This is a genomic window from Raineyella sp. (assembly GCF_034933565.1).
Classification (GTDB): domain Bacteria; phylum Actinomycetota; class Actinomycetes; order Propionibacteriales; family Propionibacteriaceae; genus Raineyella.
The window spans coordinates 63,725-85,049 of record NZ_JAYFNG010000029.1 but is presented as its reverse complement, the minus strand read 5'-3'; the positions used below and the strand labels follow the sequence as shown (position 1 = coordinate 85,049).

At 72.5% G+C, this 21,325-nt stretch carries 19 protein-coding genes; 6 read left to right on the top strand and 13 right to left on the bottom strand.

Annotated elements, in window-relative coordinates:
* The first annotated feature begins 226 nt into the window (after nucleotides 1–226).
* Entirely contained in the window at nucleotides 227–1,855 is a 1,629-nt protein-coding gene (gene cydC, locus VB059_RS09375; RefSeq protein ID WP_323421754.1) for a thiol reductant ABC exporter subunit CydC, read from the top strand.
* A gap of 203 nt (nucleotides 1,856–2,058) precedes the next feature.
* Here the strand turns inward: cydC and VB059_RS09370 are convergent, their stop codons facing one another.
* Nucleotides 2,059–3,384, bottom strand: coding sequence for an HNH endonuclease signature motif containing protein (locus VB059_RS09370; protein ID WP_323421753.1), 1,326 nt, complete (start codon nucleotides 3,382–3,384; stop codon nucleotides 2,059–2,061).
* A 444-nt stretch (nucleotides 3,385–3,828) separates the two neighbouring features.
* Between VB059_RS09370 and VB059_RS09365 the strand changes: the two genes are divergently transcribed.
* A complete protein-coding gene (locus VB059_RS09365; RefSeq protein WP_323421752.1) occupies nucleotides 3,829–4,086 on the top strand; it encodes a metal-sensitive transcriptional regulator in 258 nt (85 codons plus the stop codon).
* A 272-nt stretch (nucleotides 4,087–4,358) separates the two neighbouring features.
* Here the strand turns inward: VB059_RS09365 and VB059_RS09360 are convergent, their stop codons facing one another.
* The 7 genes from VB059_RS09360 to VB059_RS09330 all read right to left on the bottom strand — a co-directional run bounded on the left by VB059_RS09360 (nucleotide 4,359) and on the right by VB059_RS09330 (nucleotide 11,956).
* Nucleotides 4,359–4,901 carry a FadR/GntR family transcriptional regulator gene (locus VB059_RS09360; RefSeq protein ID WP_323421759.1) on the bottom strand — a complete coding sequence of 181 codons (543 nt, stop codon included), beginning with the start codon at nucleotides 4,899–4,901 and terminating at the stop codon, nucleotides 4,359–4,361.
* A gap of 5 nt (nucleotides 4,902–4,906) precedes the next feature.
* Entirely contained in the window at nucleotides 4,907–5,191 is a 285-nt protein-coding gene (locus VB059_RS09355; protein WP_323421751.1) for a hypothetical protein, read from the bottom strand.
* Between the two features lie 83 nt (nucleotides 5,192–5,274).
* Nucleotides 5,275–6,963, bottom strand: a complete 1,689-nt coding sequence (locus VB059_RS09350; RefSeq protein ID WP_323421750.1) for an FAD-dependent oxidoreductase — start codon at nucleotides 6,961–6,963, stop codon at nucleotides 5,275–5,277.
* Between the two features lie 21 nt (nucleotides 6,964–6,984).
* Nucleotides 6,985–7,158, bottom strand: coding sequence for a hypothetical protein (locus tag VB059_RS09345; protein ID WP_323421749.1), 174 nt, complete (start codon nucleotides 7,156–7,158; stop codon nucleotides 6,985–6,987).
* Between the two features lie 210 nt (nucleotides 7,159–7,368).
* Complete coding sequence (locus VB059_RS09340) at nucleotides 7,369–9,348, bottom strand: ABC transporter ATP-binding protein (RefSeq protein WP_416339531.1); 1,980 nt, start codon at nucleotides 9,346–9,348, stop codon at nucleotides 7,369–7,371.
* Nucleotides 9,349–9,512: 164 nt separating this feature from the next.
* Nucleotides 9,513–11,258, bottom strand: a complete 1,746-nt coding sequence (locus VB059_RS09335) for an ABC transporter ATP-binding protein (protein ID WP_323421747.1) — start codon at nucleotides 11,256–11,258, stop codon at nucleotides 9,513–9,515.
* A complete protein-coding gene (locus VB059_RS09330) occupies nucleotides 11,255–11,956 on the bottom strand; it encodes a helix-turn-helix domain-containing protein (RefSeq protein ID WP_323421746.1) in 702 nt (233 codons plus the stop codon). Before VB059_RS09330 ends, VB059_RS09335 begins: the two co-directional genes overlap by 4 nt.
* A gap of 124 nt (nucleotides 11,957–12,080) precedes the next feature.
* Between VB059_RS09330 and VB059_RS09325 the strand changes: the two genes are divergently transcribed.
* Nucleotides 12,081–12,719, top strand: coding sequence for an HAD-IA family hydrolase (locus tag VB059_RS09325; protein ID WP_323421745.1), 639 nt, complete (start codon nucleotides 12,081–12,083; stop codon nucleotides 12,717–12,719).
* A gap of 209 nt (nucleotides 12,720–12,928) precedes the next feature.
* Here the strand turns inward: VB059_RS09325 and VB059_RS09320 are convergent, their stop codons facing one another.
* The 4 genes from VB059_RS09320 to VB059_RS09305 are packed head-to-tail and all read right to left on the bottom strand — an operon-like array spanning nucleotide 12,929 to nucleotide 17,198.
* Entirely contained in the window at nucleotides 12,929–13,597 is a 669-nt protein-coding gene (locus VB059_RS09320) for a heavy metal-binding domain-containing protein (protein ID WP_323421744.1), read from the bottom strand.
* Nucleotides 13,598–13,630: 33 nt separating this feature from the next.
* The gene (locus tag VB059_RS09315; protein WP_323421743.1) at nucleotides 13,631–14,488 is read right to left on the bottom strand and encodes a transglutaminase family protein; all 858 of its coding nucleotides are present in this window, start codon (nucleotides 14,486–14,488) and stop codon (nucleotides 13,631–13,633) included.
* A 17-nt stretch (nucleotides 14,489–14,505) separates the two neighbouring features.
* Entirely contained in the window at nucleotides 14,506–15,465 is a 960-nt protein-coding gene (locus VB059_RS09310; protein ID WP_323421742.1) for an alpha-E domain-containing protein, read from the bottom strand.
* The gene (locus VB059_RS09305; RefSeq protein WP_323421741.1) at nucleotides 15,459–17,198 is read right to left on the bottom strand and encodes a circularly permuted type 2 ATP-grasp protein; all 1,740 of its coding nucleotides are present in this window, start codon (nucleotides 17,196–17,198) and stop codon (nucleotides 15,459–15,461) included. The genes VB059_RS09310 and VB059_RS09305 overlap by 7 nt, the downstream gene beginning before the upstream one ends.
* Nucleotides 17,199–17,408: 210 nt before the next feature.
* On the opposite strand from VB059_RS09305, the gene lysS reads away from it, so the two are divergent.
* Nucleotides 17,409–18,875, top strand: coding sequence for a lysine--tRNA ligase (lysS, locus tag VB059_RS09300; RefSeq protein WP_323421758.1), 1,467 nt, complete (start codon nucleotides 17,409–17,411; stop codon nucleotides 18,873–18,875).
* Nucleotides 18,876–18,878: 3 nt separating this feature from the next.
* On the top strand, nucleotides 18,879–19,823 hold the full coding sequence (locus VB059_RS09295; RefSeq protein ID WP_323421740.1) for an ROK family protein: 945 nt from the start codon (nucleotides 18,879–18,881) through the stop codon (nucleotides 19,821–19,823).
* A gap of 153 nt (nucleotides 19,824–19,976) precedes the next feature.
* On the opposite strand, the gene VB059_RS09290 is transcribed toward VB059_RS09295, so the two are convergent.
* Nucleotides 19,977–20,321, bottom strand: coding sequence for a cell division protein CrgA (locus VB059_RS09290; RefSeq protein ID WP_323421739.1), 345 nt, complete (start codon nucleotides 20,319–20,321; stop codon nucleotides 19,977–19,979).
* 140 nt (nucleotides 20,322–20,461) lie between these two features.
* Between VB059_RS09290 and VB059_RS09285 the strand changes: the two genes are divergently transcribed.
* Entirely contained in the window at nucleotides 20,462–21,286 is an 825-nt protein-coding gene (locus VB059_RS09285) for a DUF881 domain-containing protein (RefSeq protein ID WP_323421738.1), read from the top strand.
* Nucleotides 21,287–21,325 lie beyond the last annotated feature (39 nt).

Sequence of the window (21,325 nt, the reverse complement as noted above, 5' to 3'; positions counted from 1 at the left end):
TCGTCACGCACCGGCCCGCCGTCGTGGCGGCCTGCGACCGGGTGGTCACGGTCGGCGCGGTGGAGGTGGCCGGATGAGCCGCCGAACCGATGCCGGTGCCGCGGCCGGTACGACCGGTGGGCCGGGTGCGCCCGCCACGGCACCGACCCCGGGGACGACCGATGGGCGGGGTACGCCGGGTGTGACCCGTGTGTCGGCCACCGCACCGACGCTAGGTACGCCCGTCATGACCGGGGCGACCGGCCCGACCGGCGAAACCCGGACGAGAGTGCTGCTCGCCACCCTGCTGCGGGCGGTCCCCGAGGGCCGGTCCCGGGTGCTCGCCTCGGTGCTGCTCGCCGCCGGCGCCTCGGGTGCGGCGGTGGCCCTGATGGGGGTGTCGGCGTGGCTGCTGTCCCGGGCCGCTCAGCATCCCCCGATCCTCTACCTGATGGTGGCGATCACCTCCGTCCGTACGTTCGGGATCTCCCGCGGCGTGCTGCGCTACGCCGAGCGGCTCGTCGGTCACGATCTGGCCCTGCGGATGCAGAGCGCGCTGCGGTTGCGGGTCTACGACGTGCTCAGCCGCACCACGCTGCTCGGCCGGCACCGGGGCGACCTGCTGGTGCGCGTCGTCGACGACGTCCGGGCCGTGATGGACGCCGTCGTCCGGGTGCTCGTCCCGGTCACGGCCGCCGGCCTGGTCGCGGTCGCGACGACGCTGGTCATCGGCGTGCTGTCGGTGCCGGCGGCGGTGCTGCTCGGCCTCAGTGCGGTCCTTGCCGGGATCGTCGTCCCCTGGGTCGCCCGGCTCGCCTCAGGGCGGGCCGATGCCTCACTGGCGCCACTGCGGGGCGAACTCGCCGATGCCGTCACCGCGCTGCACCGGACGGCGCCGGATCTGGTCGCGTACGGGGTGCAGGACGCCGCGCTGGCCCGGGTCGACGGACTGAATGCGCGCCTCACCGGCGCCGAGGAGCGGGCCGCGTGGGTCCGCGGGCTGTCCGGGGCGCTGCAGGTGCTCGCCGCCGGGGTCGCCGTCGTCGGGGCGCTGATGGTCGGAGCGCCCGCGGTGGTGGGCGGGACTCTGCCGGCGGTCCAGTTGGCCGTGCTCGTCCTCACCCCGCTGGCCCTGCACGAGACCCTCGAACCGCTGGCCGAGGCCGCGCAGACCTGGACCCGGGTCCGTACGTCCCTGCGGCGGGTGGACGAGGTCCTGGCGATCCCGCCGACCGGCGAGGAGACCGGACCCGAGCGGCTGCCGGGCGGCCCGTCGATCGACGTCCGCGGGCTGGAGGCGGGGTGGCCCGGCGCCGACCCGGTCGTGACCGGGTTGGACCTGCACATCGGCGCGGGGGAGCGGGTCGCCCTGGTCGGGCGCAGCGGCCTCGGCAAGACCACGGTGGCCGCGACCATCATGGGGCTCCTGCCGCCGCGGGCCGGCGAGGTCGAGGTGCACGGCACGGTGGGCTACCTCGCGCAGGACGCGCATGTCTTCGACACCTCGGTGGACGAGAACGTCCGGATCGGCCGCAAGGATGCCACTGCGGAGGAGGTGGAGACGGCGCTGCGACGCGCCGGGCTGGACCTGGCGCCGGACCGCGAGGTCGGCGAGCACGGCGGGCGACTGTCCGGCGGTGAGGCCCGGCGGCTCGCGGCCGCGCGGCTGTTCGTCGGGGACGCCGACGTGGTGATCCTCGACGAGCCGACCGAACACCTCGATGAGGAGACCGCGCAGGCGCTGCTCGCCGATCTCTGGACGGCGACCGAGGGCGCGGCGGTGCTGGTCATCACGCACGATCCCGCGGTCCGGGAAGCCTGCGACCGCGTCGTGGACCTGGCCGCGTACGTGCCCGTCCCGGTCACCGGGCAGTGACCCACGGCGATCCGGTTCCTGCCCCGCTCGGCCACGCCCGGCCCACCCGCCCGGCCGATCCGTGCGAGCTGGCTCCCGCAAGCTGACTCCTGCGGGCGGGCTCCTGCGGGCGGGCACAGCGGCATGGCACCCGCGGGATGGCCGACCGTCCGCCTGATCGCGGTCTCACCCCGACCGTCCGCCTGTCTCGTGTTCACTGCGGGTCAGGCGGCGGTGGGACGGTGGAAGCGCTGGTGGCGTCGGGGTCGGCGGGTGCTGTCGACGTGGTGCGGCGGCAGGATCTCGGGTAGTCCGTCGGCGCCCAGGCGGATCTCCCAGCGTCGGCCGGGTGGGTCGGAGCCGGGTTCGACGATGCCGTGGTGGTGCGGGCAGACGAGGGCCAGGTTGTCGAGGGCGGTGGCGCCGCCCCGCTGCCACGGGATGATGTGGTGGGCGTGGCAGGCGGCGGGTGGTCGGTCGCAGCCGGGGAAGACGCAGCCGCGGTCGCGGACGGTGAGTGCGGTCCGAATGGGTGGGGTGACGAGGCGGTGCTCGCGGCCGACGTCGAGGACCTCGCCCGCGGTGCCGAGGACGGCAGGGACCAGGTCGGCGTCGCAGCAGAGTCGGCGCAGGTCACTGGCGGAGATGGCGTCGCCGGGGCCGATCAGGGTCGCGCCGGTGGCGAGGTCCCGGAGACGCTCCTCGGAGATCGTGACGACGATCCGGGGCCGGTCACCGCCGTGGGTGGGGGCGTCGCGATGCAGGGCTGCGGCCTCGGCGAGGGCGATCAGCGCGTCGGCGCGGCGCATGGCCGGGGTGATGTCCTCCGCGAGCGGGTCCAGGGCGTCCAGGGCTCGGCGGCGGTCCCGGTCGGCGAGGGCATCGAGCTGGACGATCAGGGTCTGGGCGGCCAGGGCGGGTAGTTTGCCACGGACCTGGACCGAGCCGTGTCCGTCGGGCGTGAGGCTGAGGTGGCGGTTGCGTGCAGCGAGGCGGCGTTCGCGTTCGAGGCGTTCGGCTTCGAGTTCGTCCGCAGTGTCGGGGGCGAGGACCTCGAGGAGGTGCTCGGCGACGACGGCCAGGCCGTGGGAGTCGAGGTGGGCGGCATGGTGGACCATGTCATGTTGGGCCCGGGTGAGCAGCGCGGGGTCGAGGTCGTCGGGAAGCTCGGTCAGGACGTGGCTGATCGCGCGGGCCTGCTGCGGGGAGAGGCGGCCGGCGAGGCCGGCGGTGGCGAGGACCGGGAACTGGGCCAGGTCTCGGCCCTGGTGGAGCAGCGTCCGGACTTCGCGCCGGGTCATCCGGCGGGTGTCGGCGAGCCAGCTGACGATACCCAGGCCGGTCGTGGTGGTATCGGATCGATGGGCCTCAGCCTCGGCGACCAGCAGGCCGGCGAGCATCTGTAGTCGGTCGGCCGCCTTGATCGCGACGTCGGCGAGCGCGACGCGTTCGGTGTCGGTCGCGAGGGCGCGGTCGTCCTCAAGTCCGTCGAGCAGTTCCAGGACCCCGGCCAGGACGGCGCCGGTCCGGGTCCCCCATTCCCGTTCCATGTCCACAACGCTACGATCAGGCTCTGACAATTTCGAATATCTGAACGATTTTCCTTGTAGGGCCACTGTTGTGGCCAGTGGCCAGTGGCCAGTGGCAAGCGTCAGGGGGCAGGGTCCGGGGGCAGGGATCGCGGCCAGGGTAGGCAGGGGGCGGGGTGCAGAGTCAGGGCGCAGGAGGCAGAGTCAGGGCGCAGGGTCCGGGATGCAGAGTCAGGGCGCAGGAGTCAGGGGAAGAGGCAGGGTCCGGGGGCAGGGGCGAGGAGGAGGGGCCGGGGCCAAGGGAGACCGGGGCAAAAGGGGCCCGGCCAGCCCGGCCCGGCCAGCCCGGGTCGGCTGTCTGGCGGGTGACGATGCCGAGGTGTCGTACGCCCCCCGGCGACGTTTTCGCGTTCCGTATCCCCGTGGGGGTATTATTCGGATGCAGAGTGCGAGAAGGAGACCCCCATGGAGCTGCCCGGCCAGGACATGCGTCCTGTCGTCAATCGTCTGAAGCGGGCCCGGGGTCAGCTCAACGGCATCATCGACATGCTGGAGGAGGGCCGCGACTGCGAGGAGGTCGTCACGCAGATCGCCGCTGTCGCGAAGGCTCTCGATCGCGCCGGATTCGCCGTGGTCGCCGCCGGTATGCGCCAGTGCGTCATCGCCGACGACGGCAATCTCGACACCTCCAAGATGGAGAAGCTCTTCCTCTCCCTCGCCTGAGATCCCGGGAGCGCTGAGGACCGCAGTCGTCCCGGCAGGCCGGTAGGTCCCGACATGCAGCGGCCCGAGGCACCTGGCGGTGGTGCCGTTGTTCGGCTACGAGGGTGCCGTTGTTCGGCTACGAGCAGGCGCCGTACGTCCGACTCGGCTGCTGGCAAGGGCGTACGTCAGGCTCACCGGCGACGGGGCGGGCGGGGGCCGGGCCATGAGCGGAGCGCCGTGGGTCAGGCCGGGCCATGAGCCGAGCACTTGGGTCAGGTCAGGGTCGCGGGTCAGGTACTGGCCGCTGGCCGGGCATCGCGCCCCTGCTGCTCGCGCAGCTCGGTCAGCGTCCGGTCGACCTCGTCGAGGATCAGCTGCATCGCCGCCTTCGCGTCGCCGCGGAAGACCGCCTCGGCGACTTCCTCGTGGGCGTCGAGCGCCTCAGGCTTGGGCCGCGTCGGCATCAGGCCGAATTCCGAGCGACCCGCCAGCACGGAGGCCACCTGCGCGCTGAGCGCCGCGAACAGTTCGTTGCCGCTGTTGGTGAGGATCAGGCGGTGGAACTCGATGTCCAGCTGCAGGAACTCCTGGGCCAGTCCGGCCTCACCCGTACGGCGCATCTCGGCAGCCAGCGGCAGCAGCAGCGCCCGGTCGTGGATCGAGGCCGACAGCGCCATCCCGTGGACAGCGGCCGGCTCGACGGCCAGCCGGAGTTGGGTCAGTGAGGTGAGCTGCTCGCGGCGCTCGGTCGAGTGCAGGCGCCAGTCGATCAGGGTGGTGTCCAGGACGTGCCACTCGGACGACCTCAGGGCGACGATCCCCCGACGGCGCATCGTGCTCACCAGCCCCATCGCCTCGAGGAGCGGGTCGCCTCACGGGCTACCGTCCGGGAGACCCCGAACCCGGTCTCGATGGCCTCGAGGCGTACGCCACCGACTCGGGCGAGGGGCGCTGGACGCTGCAGGAGGCGGTGGACCACGCAGTGCCGATGCCGGTCACCGCGGCCGTGCTGTTCGCGCTTCTCCTCGCGCCAGCAGAACAGCCCGACGATGCGGATGGTCGCGGCGCTGCGCCACCAGTTCGGCGGGCACCCGGTCCGCCCGCACGCCGACGGCCCCACCACGAGTCACTCGTGACGGGGCCGTCGGTGTTGCTGGTGGGGCGCCGCGGGGCAGTGGTTGGATGCGGCGTCCCCACGCAGGTCTGTCAGCGAGCCGCCTCGACCTCGGCCGGGGTCTCGCTCCAGGCCGGCCGGGCGATCGGCCGGGTGGCGGTGGACCAGGTCTGGTAACCGCCGGTCAGGTTCCGGACGTGGTGGCCGGCCTGGCGCAGGATCCGCTCGGCCACGTGGCCGCGCAGGCCCACCTGGCAGGTGATCAGCACCTCGCCGTGCGGCACCTCGTCGAGCCGGTCGCGCAGTTCGTCGACGGGCAGGTTGATCGAGCCCGGGATGTGGCCGCGGCGGAACTCGCCGGGCGTGCGGACGTCGATCAGCGGCGTGCCGGCCCGCTGGGCGGCCTCGACCTCGTGCCACTGGACCAGCTCGGACTGGCCGTTCACCACGTTGTCGTCGATGAACCCGAGCATGTTGATCGGGTCCTTCGCGGAGCCGAACTGCGGGGCGTACGCGAGCTCGAGGTCGGCCAGGTCGGCGCCCTTGAGCCCCCCGCGCATCGCCGTGGCGATGACGTCGATCCGCTTGTCGGCGCCGTCCTTGCCGATCGCCTGGGCGCCGAGGATCTCGTCGGTGTCCGCGTCGACCAGCAGCTTCAGGTGCAGCGTCTCGGCGCCGGGGTAGTAGCCGGCGTGCGAGCCCGGGTGGGCGTGGATGGCCCGGTAGTGGCGGCCCGCGGCGCGCAGCCGCTTCTCGTTCCAGCCGACCGAGGCGGCCATCAGGTCGAAGACCCCGACGATGGCGGTGCCGAGCACCGGCTTCGAGGTGGTCCGACGCCCGGCGATCACGTCGGCGACCAGCCGGCCGTGCCGGTTGGCGGTCTGGGCCAGCGGCACCATGGCCGCGTCGCCGGTGAGCGCATCGCGCTTCTCGGCCGCATCGCCGACGGCGAAGATGTCCGGGTCGGAGGTCCGCTGGAACTCGTCGACGACGATGCCGCCGCGCGGGTTGACATCGAGGCCGGCATCGGCGGCCAGGTGCGAGTCGGGCCGTACGCCGATGGACATCACCACCAGGTCGGCCGGGATCTGCTCACCGGAGGCCAGCGTGACGGTGTCCTCGCCGATGACGGTCGCCTGGCTGCCGGTGACCACATCGATGCCGTTGTCGACCAGATCCTGGGCGACGTACGCGGCCATCTCGGGATCCAGCGGCGGCAGGATCTGGTCGGCGAGCTCGATGATCGTCACGTCGATCCCGCGCCGCTGCAGGTTCTCGGCGAGCTCGACGCCGATGAACCCGCCGCCGATCACCACGGCGGTGTGCGGCTTGCGCGCCACCGCGGCGACCATCTCGTCGACATCGGCGATGTTGCGCAGGGTGAGGGCCCGCTCCTTGCCCGGGATGTCCGGGACGAAGGGGGAGGCACCGGGGGAGAGCACCAGGGTGTCGTACGACTCGGTGGTGACCCGGTCGGTGTTGAGGTTGCGCACCGTCACCAGCTTCGCGGCCCGGTCGATCGCCACGACCTCGTGGCCGACCCGGACGTCGATGCCGAACCGGCGGCCCAGCGACTCGGGGGTCTGCAGGAGCAGGGCCTGGCGGTCCTCGATCACGCCGCCCACGTGGTAGGGCAGGCCGCAGTTGGCGAACGAGACGTACCAGCTGCGCTCGAAGACGACGATCTCGGCCTGCTCGTCGAGGCGGCGCAGTCGGGTCGCGGCGGACATACCGCCGGCGACGCCGCCGACGATGACGACCTTGCGGGAACGATCAGACATGGATGCGGTGCGCTCCCGTTCTCAGCGGCGGAAGAAGGACATGAAGCCGCCGGAGGTCGACGAGCCCGAGGTCGCGTTCCGGTCGCAGGTGCACCACTGGCCGGCCGGGACGGAGGCCTTGACCGCGGCGACGTGCTGGCCGCAACCGGCCCAGGTGGTCTTGCCGCAGGACGAGCAGGTGACGGGACGGCACATGGGTATTTCTCCTTCGGGAGGGGTGGGAACTCCTCCATAATGCCCCCGGGGGTATCCGGACGCAAATCGGGGATCGCCGGATACGGAACGGTCCGGGGTACGTACGTGAGCGTACGTCCCCGGACCGCAGCGGCCGTCCGCCGGGTCGGCGCTGGTGACACCCGCCCGACCGGAGTGGTCCGAGCCGGCCGGCGTTGCCCGGCGGGTCGGTCAGCCGACCTCCGCCTCGATCGCCCCCTCGAACTGCGAGCGGTAGAGCCGGTAATAGGCGCCCTCGCGGGCGAGCAGCTCGCGGTGGTTGCCCTGCTCGACGATCCGGCCGTGCTCCATCACCAGGATGGTGTCGGCGTCGCGGATCGTGCTGAGCCGGTGGGCGATGACGAAGCTGGTCCGGTCCTTGCGCAGGGCGCCCATCGCGCGCTGCACCAGCAACTCGGTGCGGGTGTCGACCGAGCTGGTCGCCTCGTCGAGGATCAGCAGCGCCGGGTCGGCCAGGAACGCCCGGGCGATCGTCAGCAGCTGCTTCTCGCCCGCGGAGATGTTGCTGCCCTCCTCGTCGATCACCGTGTCGTAGCCCTCCGGCAGGGAGTGCACGAAGCGGTCGACGTAGGTGGCCCGGGCGGCGGCCAGGATCTCCTCCTCGGTCGCCTCGGGGCGGCCGTAGGCGATGTTGTCCCGGATGGTGCCGTGGAACAGCCAGGTGTCCTGCAGCACCATGCCGATGTTGCGGCGCAGCTCACGGCGGGGCACCGAGGTGATGTCCACCCCGTCCAGGGTGATCCGGCCGGCCTGCAGCTCGTAGAACCGCATGATCAGGTTCACCAGGGTGGTCTTGCCGGCGCCGGTCGGCCCGACGATCGCGATCGTGTGGCCCGGCTCGGCGACCAGGGAGAGGTCGGTGATCAGCGGCTGGTCCGGATCGTAGGAGAAGTCGATCGACTCGAACTCGACCCGGCCGCGGGTCGGGTTGAGCCGGCCGTCGCGGTCCGCCGGCTCCTCCTCGGCGTCGAGCACCTCGAAGACGCGCTCGGCCGAGGCGACCCCGGACTGCAGCAGGTTGGCCATCGAGGCGACCTGGGTGATCGGCTGGGTGAACATCCGGCTGTACTGGATGAACGCCTGCACGTCGCCGAGCTGCATCTGGCCGCTGGCGACCCGCAGCCCGCCGACCACCGCGACCAGGACGTACGACAGGTTCCCGACGAAGAACATCGTCGGCATGATGATGCCGGAGATGAACTGGGCCCGGAAGCCGGCGCTGTAGAGCCGGTCGTTGCTCTCCGCGAACTCGGCCTCCACCTCGCGCTGGCGGCCGAACACCTTGACCAGCGCGTGGCCGGTGTAGGCCTCCTCGATCCGGCCGTTGAGCTCACCGGTGTAGCGCCAGTTGAGCACGAACTGCTTCTGCGACTGCTTGCCGATGATCGAGACCAGCACCACCGAGACCGGGATCGCGGCGATGGCGATCGCGCCGAGCACCGGGGAGACGACGAACATCATCACGCCCACCCCGATGATCGTCAGCAGGCCGTTGAGCAGCTGGGACAGCGTCTGCTGCAGCGACTGGGCGACGTTGTCGATGTCGTTGGTGACCCGGCTGAGCAGCTCACCGCGGGGCTGCCGGTCGAAGTACGACAGCGGCAGCCGGTTGATCTTGCCGGCGACCTGTTCGCGCAGCCGGTAGACCGAACGCTGCACGACGCCGTTGAGGATGTAGGCCTGCCCCCACATCAGGATGCCGGACAGGGCGTACAGGCCGAGCGCCAGCCCGAGCACGGCCGCCAGGTCCTCGAACCGGATGCCCTGACCGGGGACGACGTTCATCTTCTGCAGCATGTCGGCGAACCGGCCCGCGGTGGTCGGGGTGAGCGCCCCGCCGCCGAACCCGGGCATCGCCGGGCCGCCCTGGGCGTACGACCGCAGCGCCTCGATCACCATGTCCTTGGTCACCGCGACGGTGTGGCCGGCCTGGGTGACGGTGGCCGGCAGCGACTTGCCGATCACGCCGGCGAAGATGATGTCGGTCGCGTGGCCGATCAGCTTGGGGCCGATGACGTTGAAGGCCACGCCGGTCGCCGCCATCACCACCACCAGCACGATCAGCGCCCGTTCCGGGCGCAGGTGGCCGAGCAGCCGGCGCAGCGAGGGGCCGAAGTTCGTCGCCTTCTCGGCCGGGCGCCCACCCATCATGTGACCGGGGCCGCCGCCGGGGCCACGGCCGCCCTGGGGCCCGAACTTCGGGCGCTCGGGGGCGGCGACCCCGCCGCCCGGAGCGGACCGGGACGTGGACCGGGCCGGTGCGGCGGAGGTGGACGCGGCGGAGGTGGACGTGGACCGGGCCGGCTCTGCGGTGCTCATGCTGCGGCCTCCTCGGCGCTCAGCTGGGATTCGACGATCTCCCGGTAGGTCGGGTTGTCGGCCAGCAGCTCCTCGTGGGTGCCGCGGCCGACGATCCGGCCGTCCTCGAGGACCAGGATCTGGTCGGCGCCGGCGATGGTCGACACGCGTTGACCGACGATCAGCACCGCCCGGTCCGCGGTCTCCTCCGCCAGGGCGGCGCGCAACCGCGCGTCGGTGGTGACGTCCAGGGCCGAGAACGAGTCGTCGAAGATGTACAGGTCGGGTCTGCGGACCAGCGCCCGGGCGATCGAGAGGCGTTGGCGCTGCCCGCCGGACACGTTGGTGCCGCCCTGGGCGATCGGGGCGTCGAGGCCACCGGGCATCTCCGCGACGAAGTCGCGGGCCTGGGCCACCTCGAGGGCGTGCCACAGCTCCTCGTCGGTGGCATCGGGGTTGCCGTAGCGCAGGTTGCTGGCCACCGTCCCGGTGAACAGGTACGGCTTCTGCGGCACCAGCCCGATCCGGCTCCACAGCAGGTCCGGCTCGAGGCGGCGGACGTCGACGCCGTCCACCTCGACGGTGCCCTCGGTCGCGTCGTGCAGCCGCGGCAGCAGATCGACCAGGGTGGTCTTGCCCGATCCGGTGGAGCCGATGATCGCGGTGGTGCGGCCGGGGGCCATCGCGAAGCTGATCTCCTGCAGCACCGGCGCGTCCGCCCCGGGGTAGGTGAAGCCGACCCCGGACAGGGCCACGGTGCCGTGCGTACGCACCTCGCGGACCGGGTGGGCCGGCGGGACGACGGTGCTGTCGGTGTCGAGCACCTCCATGATGCGATCCGCGCAGACGGCCGCGCGGGGCACCATCACCAGCATCATCACGGCCATCATGCCGCTCATCAGGATCTGCATCAGGTACTGCAGGAACGCCGTCAGTCCGCCGACCTGGATCCGTCCGGCCTCGATCTGGTAGGCGCCGAACCACAGCACCGCGACGCTCGACACGTTGAGGATGAGCATCACCACCGGGAACATGCTGGCCATCAGCCGCCCGACGCTCAGCGCGGTCCGGGTGAGGTCGGCGTTCGCGGCGGCGAACCGCTCGGTCTCGTACGGTTCGCGGACGAAGGCGCGGACCACCCGGATGCCGGAGATCTGCTCGCGCAGCACCCGGTTGAGGACGTCGATCCGCTTCTGCATCGACTGGAAGAGCGGCACCATCCGGCTCACCAGCAGGCCGACACTGACGCCGAGCACGAGCACGGCGACGACGATCAGCCAGGACATGTGCCAGTCGCTGCGCAGCGCCATCACCACGCCGCCGACCATGGTGATCGGGGCACCGATGATCATGATGCAGGTCATCAGCACCAGCATCTGCACCTGCTGGACGTCGTTGGTGTTGCGGGTGATCAGCGACGGCGCGCCGAACCGGTTCACCTCGCGCGAGGAGAACGACAGCACCCGGGAGAAGATCGCCGCGCGTACGTCACGGCCGAAGCGCATCGCCACCAGGCTGCCGAGCAGCACCGCGCCGATCTGGCAGCCGACCTGGACCAGGCTGACGCCGAGCATGATGGCACCGTGGCTCCAGATGTAGGGGGTGTCGCCCTTCGCCACGCCGTTGTCGATGATCGTGGCGTTGAGCGTGGGCAGGAAGAGGGAGGCGATCGTCGCGGCGAACTGGAGCACGACGACGCCGAGCAGGTGCCACCCGTACGGCCTGAGGTGGCGTACGAGGAGCCGGTTGAGGGGATGCTTCACATCAGTCCTTCCGGAGTGCCTTGAGGGGAGTCCTTCTGGAGTGCCCTGAGGAGCAGGCGGGTGAGGAGGTCGGGGTCCGTCAGGAGGCCGTCGCCGATGATCGGGTGGGTCGTGGCGCTCACCACCGATCGTACGAACGAGGCGGCCGCAGTCGGATCGAGGTCGAGCCGGTCGGCGTCCGGGGCGAGCACCTCGGCGATGGCCGCGACGAGCCGTTGCCGCTCCTTCAGGTCCGGGGGGCCGTGATGCCGGTCGGTCCCGGATCGGTCGGGGGAGGGCCGGTCGGTGGTGGCGCGGCCAGCGGCATGGCGGTCGTCCGCATGGCGGTCGTGCGGGCGGTGCTGGGCGTGGTGCGGGCCGCCGGGGTGGCGCAGCGCCGAGAACAGGCCGCTCACCCGCTGCCCGCGGACCACCAGGATCACGACCACCTGCCGGAGCCGCTCGGCCAGCGGCAGGCACCGGTCGACGGCCAGGAGCTGCCCGATGTCGGCCGTCGGGTCGAGGGAGGCACGCAGCGTCGCCTCGAGCAGGTCCTGCTTGGTCGGGAAGACCCGGAACAGGGTGCCCTCGGCGATGCCGCAGGCCGCAGCGATCTGCCGGGTCGACACGTCCGGGCCGGACGCGATGAGCAACGGGACGGTCGCCGCGATGATGGCATCGCGACGGTCCTCGGGGGTGAGTCGGGGAGCACGGGGCACGCCCCGATCCTAGTGAGTGAGTATTCACTCATCAAGAGTGGGTGGAGCGCGGCCCGGACGCGACGTACGGTCGAGGTGGTGTGCTCCGCCCCACCGGGGCGGACAGGACAGGCAGGGGCCGGACGTGAGGTACGACGGGGTCATCTTCGACATGGACTCCACGCTGGTGGATTCGCTGCCCGCGATCGTCCGGGTCTGGACGCGGTTCGCCGAGCGTTACGGCCTCACCGCCGATGACCTGTTCGGTCACTTCGGCCGCTCCACCGCCGCGATCGTCGCCCGGCTGGTCGACGAGGGGCGTCGGGCGGAGGCGCTGGCCTGGATCAGCGAGCAGGAGCTGGTCGACCAGGGCGGTGTGGTGGCCCTGCCGGGTGCTGCCGAGGCGCTCCGGGCGGCCGGGCCACGCAGAGCGGTGGCCACCTCGGCCACCCGACCGATGGCGTACGCCCGGCTGGCGGCTGCGGGGCTGCCGACACCGGCGGTGCTGATCACCGCCAGCGACGTGGCGCGGGCCAAACCGGATCCGCAGATCTTCCTGGCGGCCGCCGCCGGGCTGGGCGTCGCCCCGGAGTCCTGTCTGGTGGCCGAGGACGCCCCCAACGGGTTGCGCGCGGCCCGGGCCGCGGGGATGTCGACGGTCGCGGTGACGACCACGCACACGGCCGAGGAGCTCGCCCCGCTGGCCGACCTGGTGGTGCCCGACCTGAGCCACATCGGCCTGCGGTTCGACGGCGCCCGGGTGGAGCTCACCGTGCGGCGTTGACGCGTTGGCACCTTGACGCGTTGACCTGTTAATCCGTTGGCACATCGACGCATCGACATGCGCCGCGTCGGCCCGCAGCACCCCGGCGGTGCGCGGTGCCCGGCCGTCGGCTGTGTGCGCGCTGTCAGGTGGTCGGTGCTGTCAGGTGGTCGGCACTGTCCGATGATCGGCACTGTCCGATGATCGGCGCTGTCCGATGGCCGGCGGGGTCAGACCGTCGGCGGGGTCGGCGGATGGGTGGCGCTGGCCCCGGTCGAGGGCCGCGGCAGGTCGATCCCCGGCGCGCTGAACCCGGGCGCCTCGGCGAGCCGGACGGCAGTGCCGTACGCGACCACCTCGATCACCTCGGCACTGACCTGGCAGGTGTCGAAACGCATCCCCACCACCGCGTCGGCGTGTGCCCCCAGGGCCATCCGGGCCATCCGGGTGACGGCCTGCTGGCGCTCGGTGAGCAACGTCCGCGACTGGATCTCCCGGTTGCCGCCCAGTTCGCGGGACCGCGAGACGACGCCGATCACGTCGCCGATCACCGCGGTGATCGTGCGGCCGGGCATCGAATCGGTCGTGGTGACCGGCAGGCCGTGCTCGGCCCGGGCCGGCGGTGCCGGGGCGGGCGCCTCGACGGCGGTCGGGTTCGGCTGGGCGGGCTGGCCGGGGCGGGCGGGCTGCGACGGCGGGGCGGCGTGCTGCGGCCCGGGGCTCATCGGCGTCGCCGAGGCCGCCTGGGCCGCGCCGGCGACGGGCGGCGTGTAACCGGGACGGGGCGTCGGACCCTGGAGGGGGTCATGGACCGCCTGGGTGACCGGCGGCGCCTGGACCGCGGGATCCACGGGCACCCCCGCCGGTGGCGGGCTCCATGCGGTCGGCGGTTGGATCATGCCAGTCACCCTAGTGGGCGCGGTGGGCACAGGTCACGAAAGCGCCGTAATCGTCACCTTGACGAACATTTCCGAGTCCCCACCGGCGTACGTGCCGCGCAGCGGTGAGACGTCTGAGTAGTCGCGACCGTGGCCGATCCGGACGTAGGACTCGTTGACCCGGTGCATCGCCGTCGGATCGTACGTCTGCCACGACCCGCACCAGAACTCCACCCAGGAGTGCGACTCGCCCTCGACGGCGTCGCCACGGACGGCCTCGGGCCCGGACGGGTGCAGATAGCCGGACACGTACCGGGCCGGGATGCCGAGATGGCGCAACGCCCCGCAGGTGACGTGGCTGAAGTCCTGGCAGACGCCGCGGCCGCCGGCCCAGGCCTCCGCGGCGGTCGAGGTGACGCCGGTGGCGCCCACCTCGTACGCCATCCGGTCGTGCACCAGCGCGCAGACGTCCAGCGCGGCCAGCCGGGGCGGCCGGTCGGTGAACTCGGCGGCGAGCGCCGCGAGCTCCTCGTGCGGGGCGGTCCGGTCGGTGGTGAGCAGGTACTCACTCATCGCGTCGAGCACGGTCGTGCTGTGCAGGTCGGCCCACCCGAGGTCGCTGTCCGGGACCCGCCGCTGCACGTCCCAGTCGTCGTCGACGGGCCGGGTCTCCACCAGGGCGCGGGACTCGATCTGGAGCCGGTCGTGCGGCTCGTGCACCTCGAAGCAGGTCACCGCGGTGCCCCAGTAGTCGGTGTAGGCGGTGCGCCAGGCGGTGGGGGTGATGGTCAGCCGGGAGGTCCACACCACCTGGGCGGGGGTGGAGACCGGTGTCATCCGGGCCTCGTTGTAGGAGGCGCGCACCGGGGACGCGTAGCGGAACCCGGTGACGTGGTCGATGCTCAGTCGCATGTCAGGACACCTCCATGTCAGTGGGTCTCCTCGGTCGTCCAGGCCTGTTCGGTGGCCGCCGCGAAGAAGCGCCGGGAGATCGCCGTGGTCACCCGCTGGCAGGTGCGCTGCACCTCGGCCATCCGGCCGGCCAGGTCGTCGACCAGCTCGTCGGCGGTCAGGTAGGCCAGCTGCTGGGTGAGCCGGCCCAGCTCGTAGCGTGCCTCGCCGGGCAGCCCGACCCCGTAGGACGGCCCGCTGACCGCCTCGAGGGCCTCGGTGGCCCGGGTCAGCCCGTGCATCACCGAGCGCGGGAAGGCGGCGTCCTGGACCAGGAACTCGATCGCCTGCGAGGTGGCGTGCCAGCCGCGGTAGGTGCGCAGGAACGCGTCGTGCGCGTCGCAGCCGCGCAGCGCCGCCGCCCACGGGATCGCCCCCTGGGCGAAGGTGGTGGCGGTGACCAGGCGCGCGGTCATGTCGGCCTGCTCGAGGCTGCGGCCGAGCTGGAGGAACTGCCAGCCCTCGTCGCGGACCATCGAGCCGCGGGCCAGCCCGTAGAACAGGGCGGACCGCTCCCGGGCCCAGTCCAGGTAGCTGTGCTGGGACCGGATCGCCCGGGGCGTCACCCGCGGCAGCGCCTGCCAGGTGGTGTTGACCACCTCCCAGACGCCGGACGGGATCACCTCCCGGGCCCGCCGGGCGTTGTCGCGGGTCTGTTCCCAGCTGTACGCGATGGAGGACGGCTGGTGGCGGTCGTAGGCCAGCAGCTCGACCAGGGCCTCGTGGCCGGTGTGCGGGTCCCGGTCGGCGAGCAGCGGTCCGTACGTCGCGGCGGGCACCCCGAGCAGTGCCAGCAGGTTGCTGCAGGCGGTGTGCGTCGGCACCGCCGGCTCCTCGACGAACAGTCGCAGCTGCACCTGGAGCAGCCGGGCGGTGCCCTCGGCCCGCTCGACGTGACGGCCGATCCAGAACAGCGACTCGGCGATCCGGCTCAGCATCGGTCCGCCCCCGCCGGCTGCTCGTGCGGCCGCTTCTGCGGCAGCCGCTGCCGGTGCGGCTGGTGCCGGTGCCCTTGCTGCTGTTGCTCCTGCTGGGTCTTGCGCGCCGTCGGCTGGTCCGGCGGGCGCTGGGTCGGGGCCGGCAGCCGGGCCAGATCGGCGATCCCGGTCGTCTCGGCGCGCGGCACCGCTCCGCTCTCGACCTCGCCCGCCTCATCGGGGGGTGCGGCGGCATCCGGCCCCTCGGAGGGCGCGGCGGCGCCCGGCCGGTCGGACCCGGCGGACCCGCCGGGCAGCAGCGGCGCGCCGGCGATCACCCAGGTGTCCTTGGAACCGCCGCCCCGGGAGGAGTTGACGATCAGCTCGCCCTCGGGCAGGGCCACCCGGGTCAGCCCGCCGGGCAGCACCCAGACGTCCTCGCCGTCGTGGACGGCGAAGGGGCGCAGGTCGACGTGGCGCGGCCGCAGTGCCTCGTCGAGGAAGGTCGGCACGGTCGACAGCTGGACCAGCGGCTGGGCGATCCAGCCGCGCGGGTCCGCCGCGACCCGGCGACGCAGCGTCGCGATCTGCTCGGCCGTGGCGGACGGCCCGATCACGATGCCCTTGCCACCCGACCCGTCGACCGGCTTGACGACCAGCTCCTCGAGCCGGTCCATCACCTCCTCGCGGGCGGCGGGTTCGGCGAGCCGCCAGGTGTCGACGTTCTTCAGCACCGGTTCCTCGTGCAGGAAGTAGCGGATCAGGTCCGGCACGTAGGTGTAGACGAGCTTGTCGTCGGCGACACCGTTGCCCAGCGCGTTGCACAGGGCCACGCCGCCGGTCCGGACGGCATTGACGATGCCGGGGACGCCGAGCAGCGAGTCGCGGCGGAAGTGCACCGGGTCGATGAAGTCGTCGTCGATCCGCCGGTAGATGACGTGCACCGGGCGCAGGCCCCTGGTCGTGCGCATGTGGACCCGGCCGCGGCGGCACTCCAGGTCGGAGCCCTCGACCAGCTCGACACCCATGGTGCGGGCGAGCAGGGTGTGCTCGAAGTACGCGGAGTTGTAGACACCGGGGGTCAGCACGACGACGGTCGGGTCCTCGATCCCGTCCGGGGCGGCGGCGCGCAGCGCATGCAGCAGATGCTGGGCGTAGTCACTCACCGGCCGCACCCGCTGCGCGGCCATCGTCTCGGGCATCACCGAGGCCATCGCGGTGCGGTTCGTCATCACGTACGACACCCCGGACGGCACCCGGACGTTGTCCTCCAGCACCCGCATGTCGCCGGCAGGGGTGCGGATCAGGTCGATGCCGGCGACCTGGACACGGGCGCCGTTGGCCGGGTTCATCCCGTGCAGCACCCGATGGAAGTGTTTCGAGGTGGTGATCAGCGAGCGCGGGACCACCCCGTCGGTGACCGCCTGCTGGTCGTTGTACGCGTCGTCGAGGAACGCCTCCAGGGCGCGGACCCGCTGCCGCACGCCGCGCTCGATGATGTCCCAGTCCCGGGCGGTGATGATCCGCGGGATGACGTCCAGCGGGAACGGGCGCTCGACCCCGCCGACGTCGAAGGTCACCCCGGCGGCCAGGTAGTTGTTCGACAGCGTCTCGGCGATGGCCCGGAGGTCGCCCGGCCCCATCCGGGCGACCATGTCCGCCAGCAGGGCGTACGGCTCCCGGACCGCGCCCCGGGGGTCCACCATCTCGTCGAACGCGACGCCCGGACGGTAGTGGGCCAGCATGTCTGCCATGACGGAACCCTATGCCACCCCGGTCGGCGCCGACGGCTGCCGACGGGCCCCGTTCACCGCCGCGTGACACGTACGGGCCGACACGTACCGGCGGGTGGCGTGCGGGAGCCCGCGGAAATGCCCGGCCGGCGCGGGTGTCGATAGCATGTCCCGGTGAGTACTGAGCAGAATCCGCCCGCCGAGCTTCCCGACCACGAGGTGTCCGAGCAGATGCAGGTGCGCCTCGAGAAGCGCGCGCGACTGCTCGAGGAGGGCCGTCCGCCCTACCCGGTCCGGCTGGAGCGTACGCACACCCTGGACCAGGTCGGCCGGCGCTGGGAGCACCTGGAGACCGGTGAGGAGACCCAGGACCTGGTCGGGGTCGGCGGCCGGGTGGTGTTCCTGCGCAACACCGGCAAGCTGTGCTTCGCCACCCTGCAGGGCGGCTTCACCGCCGAGCACGACGCGCCGCGGCTGCAGGTGATGCTGTCGAAGGCGGAGGTCGGCGAGGAGACGCTGGCCGCCTGGAAGGCCGACGTCGACCTGGGTGACTGGGTGTTCGTGCACGGCCGGGTGATCCGGTCGCGGCGCGGCGAGCTGTCGGTGATGGCGGACAGCTGGGAGATGGCCTCCAAGTCGCTGCGCCCGATGCCGACCCTGCACCACGAACTGTCCGAGGAGACCCGGGTCCGGCAGCGCTACGCCGACCTGGTGGTCCGCCCGGAGGCGCAGAACGTTCTGCGGACCCGCTCGGCGATCACCCGCTCGATCCGCGAGAGCCTGCACACCGACGGCTACCTCGAGGTCGAGACCCCGACCCTGCAGCTGGTGCACGGCGGGGCGACGGCCCGGCCGTTCAGCACCCACCTGAACGCCTTCGACATCTCCATGAGCCTGCGGATCGCGCTGGAGCTCTACCTCAAGCGAGTGATGGTCGGCGGGGCGGAGAAGGTCTACGAGCTGGGCCGGGTGTTCCGCAACGAGGGCATCGACTCCTCGCACTCGGCGGAGTTCACCATGCTCGAGGCGTACCAGGCCTGGGGCGACCAGACCACCATCGCCGGGCTGATCAAGCGGATCATCCTCGACGCCGCCGACGTCGTCGGCACCCGCCAGATCGAGACCGACAAGGGTGTCATCGACCTCGACGGCGAGTGGAAGTGGCTCGGCGTCTACCCCGGCCTGTCGGAGCGGGTCGGCGACGAGATCACCCCGGACACCCCGCTGGACCGGCTGCGCTCCATCGCCGAGCTGTTCGAGGTGGAGTACGACGCCCTGTGGAGCCCGGAGAAGATGGTCGTCGAGCTGTTCGGCGAGCTCGTCGAGCCGCACCTGCTGCAGCCGACCTTCGTCTGCGACTACCCGCCGGTCGCCCAGCCGCTGGCCCGCCCGCACCGGTCCGAGCCGAACAAGATCGAGGCCTGGGACCTGATCATCGGCGGCATGGAGCGCGGCACCGGCTTCTCCGAGCTGATCGACCCGGTGATCCAGCGCGAGCGGCTGACCGCCCAGTCGCTGGCCCGCGCGGCCGGTGACGTCGAGGCGATGCAGCTCGACGAGGACTTCCTGCAGGCGCTCGAGTTCGGTGCCCCGCCGATGGGCGGCCTCGGGCTGGGGGTCGACCGCCTGGTGATGCTCTTCACCGGCGTCGGCATCCGCGAGACGATCCTCTTCCCGCTGCTCAAGCCGCTGGGCTGAGCCATGGCGACGGTGCACGCCCCGGCCATCCCCGCCGTGTACGGCGGGGTCGAGGCGGGCGGCACGAAGTTCGTCTGCTGCGTCGGGACCGGGCCGGACGACATCCGGGCCGAGGCACGGATCCCCACCACCACCCCGGCGGAGACCCTCGACCGGGCGGTGGCGTTCTTCCGCGAACACACCGACCGGACCGGGCAGCCGCTCACCGCGGTGGGCGCGGCGTGCTTCGGTCCGGTGGAGCTGGACCCGGCCGCACCGGCGTACGGCCACATCACCACCACCCCGAAGCCGGGGTGGGCCGGGACCGATGTGGTCGGCGCCCTGCGGGCCGGCCTGGGGGTGCCGGTCGGCTTCGACACCGACGTCAACGGCGCCGCGCTCGGTGAGGTGCGGTGGGGTGTGGGCGTCGGGCTCGACCCGTTCGTCTACCTGACCGTCGGCACCGGGGTCGGTGGCGGCGCGGTCGTCAACGGTGCGCCGGTGCACGGTCTGGTGCACCCGGAAATGGGCCACGTCCGGGTGCCGCACGACCGGGTCCGTGATCCCTTCCCCGGCAGCTGCCCGTTCCACGGTGACTGCCTGGAGGGGCTGGCCTCCGGGCCGGCGATCGCCCGGCGCTGGGGTGCCCCGGCACAGACCCTGCCGGCCGGGCACCCAGCCTGGGAGCTGGAGGCGTCCTATCTGGCTGAACTGATGGCCCAGCTGGTGCTGACCCTGTCACCGCGCCGGATCGTCCTCGGCGGCGGGGTGATGACCGGCCCGGGGCTGTTCCCGATGATCCGCGCCCGGACCCGGGAGCTGCTGGCCGGATACGTGTCCGCCCCGGCCGTCGAGGCGGGTCTTCAGGACGTCATCGTGCCGCCCGGGCTGGGGGAGCGCTCCGGGCGTCTCGGCGCCCTGGCGCTGGCCGAGGCGGCCGTCGCCGCGGAGGGGCTGCAGCGGCCGTAGCCCGCCGATCGCAGGTCAGGTCCACCGGGGCACCGGGTCGGTCGCCGGAGCACCGAGTCGCCTGACCACCGCGACACTGGCCCACCGCGACACTGGCCCACCGGGTCACGGGAGCGCCGGCTCAGCGGGTCACTTCCACTGGGTCTCAGCGGGTCACTTCCACTGGGTGGCGACGACGAACGAGGCGGCGATCAGGCCCATGCCGACCGCGAGGTTCCAGTTGCCCATCGCCGCCATGAACGGGATCAGATAGCCGGCCACGTAGAAGACGACGATCCAGATCACACCGAGCAGCAGCAGCGAGACCATTGTCGGCACGACCCAGGGGGCGGTCCCGGGGGCAGCGGTCCGCTGGCGTGACGGGCGCTCGGTGCTCTCCGCCTCGGCCGGCTTGCCGGCCCGGTCCGTCGCGTCCCCGTCTGCCCTGCGCCGGTCTGCCTTGCGACGATCACCCTCACGGCGATCAGCGACGGACTTGCGCTGCTTGGACTCGGCCACGACCACTCCTCGTACGGCGTTCCTGTTTGCTCTGCCGGTAGCCTAGTCGACGACCCTGACGGCGCCGCCCGGCGGACCGTCCGGGCCGCGCCACGGCTGACGACCACCCCGCCCGACGCACCCGACCGAGGAGGACCACGGTGAGCGACCCGACGCTGCGCGACACGCTGCGTGCCGGGCTCCACCGCGTCCGTACGCAGCTGTCCCGGCGCGGGGCACCGGAGCCGCACCGGACGGCGCGGACCGTGCTGGGCGGGTCCGCGACGCTGGCGATCTGCTTGTTGGCCGGCTACCTGATCGGCACCAGCGCGTCGCTGGCCCGCGGCACCGATCTGCGCGGCGGCCGCAACACCGACCTGATCTCCCTGGTGCACACCGGTTCGCAGCGCAACGCAGTGCTCGCCCAGGAGGTCTCGACCACCCGGGCCGCCGTCGACCGGCTGGCCAGCCGGTCCGGCACCGGGGTCGATCCGGCCCGGCTGGCGAGTGCCGCCGCGGCCGCCCAGACCGTGCCGTTGACCGGCCCGGGGGTGAGCGTGATGCTCGACGACGCGCCGTCGTCGGTGGCCCCACCGGGGCTCGACCCTGACCTGCTGGTGGTGCACCAGCAGGACATCCAGGCCTTCGTGAACGCTCTGTGGGAGGGCGGCGCCGAGGGGATGACGATCCAGGGCCGGCGGGTGATCTCCACCACCGGCATCAAGTGCGTCGGCAACACCGTGGTGCTGCAGGGCATCCCGTACGCCCCGCCGTACCGGATCCAGGCGGTCGGCGATCCGGTGCGGCTGGAGGCGGCGCTGGCCGCGTCCCCGTACGTGCACAACTACCAGGACTACGTCGCCGCGTACGGCCTGGGGTACCAGGAGCACCGGGAGGACGCCCTGCACCTGCCGGCCTACACCGGCGGCACCGAACTGGCCTACGCGAAGCCGCTGACGCCGACCGCGACCGCGTCCCCGAGGTGACACCGGGCCGAAGATGACCGGCCGGAGGTCACGCCGGGC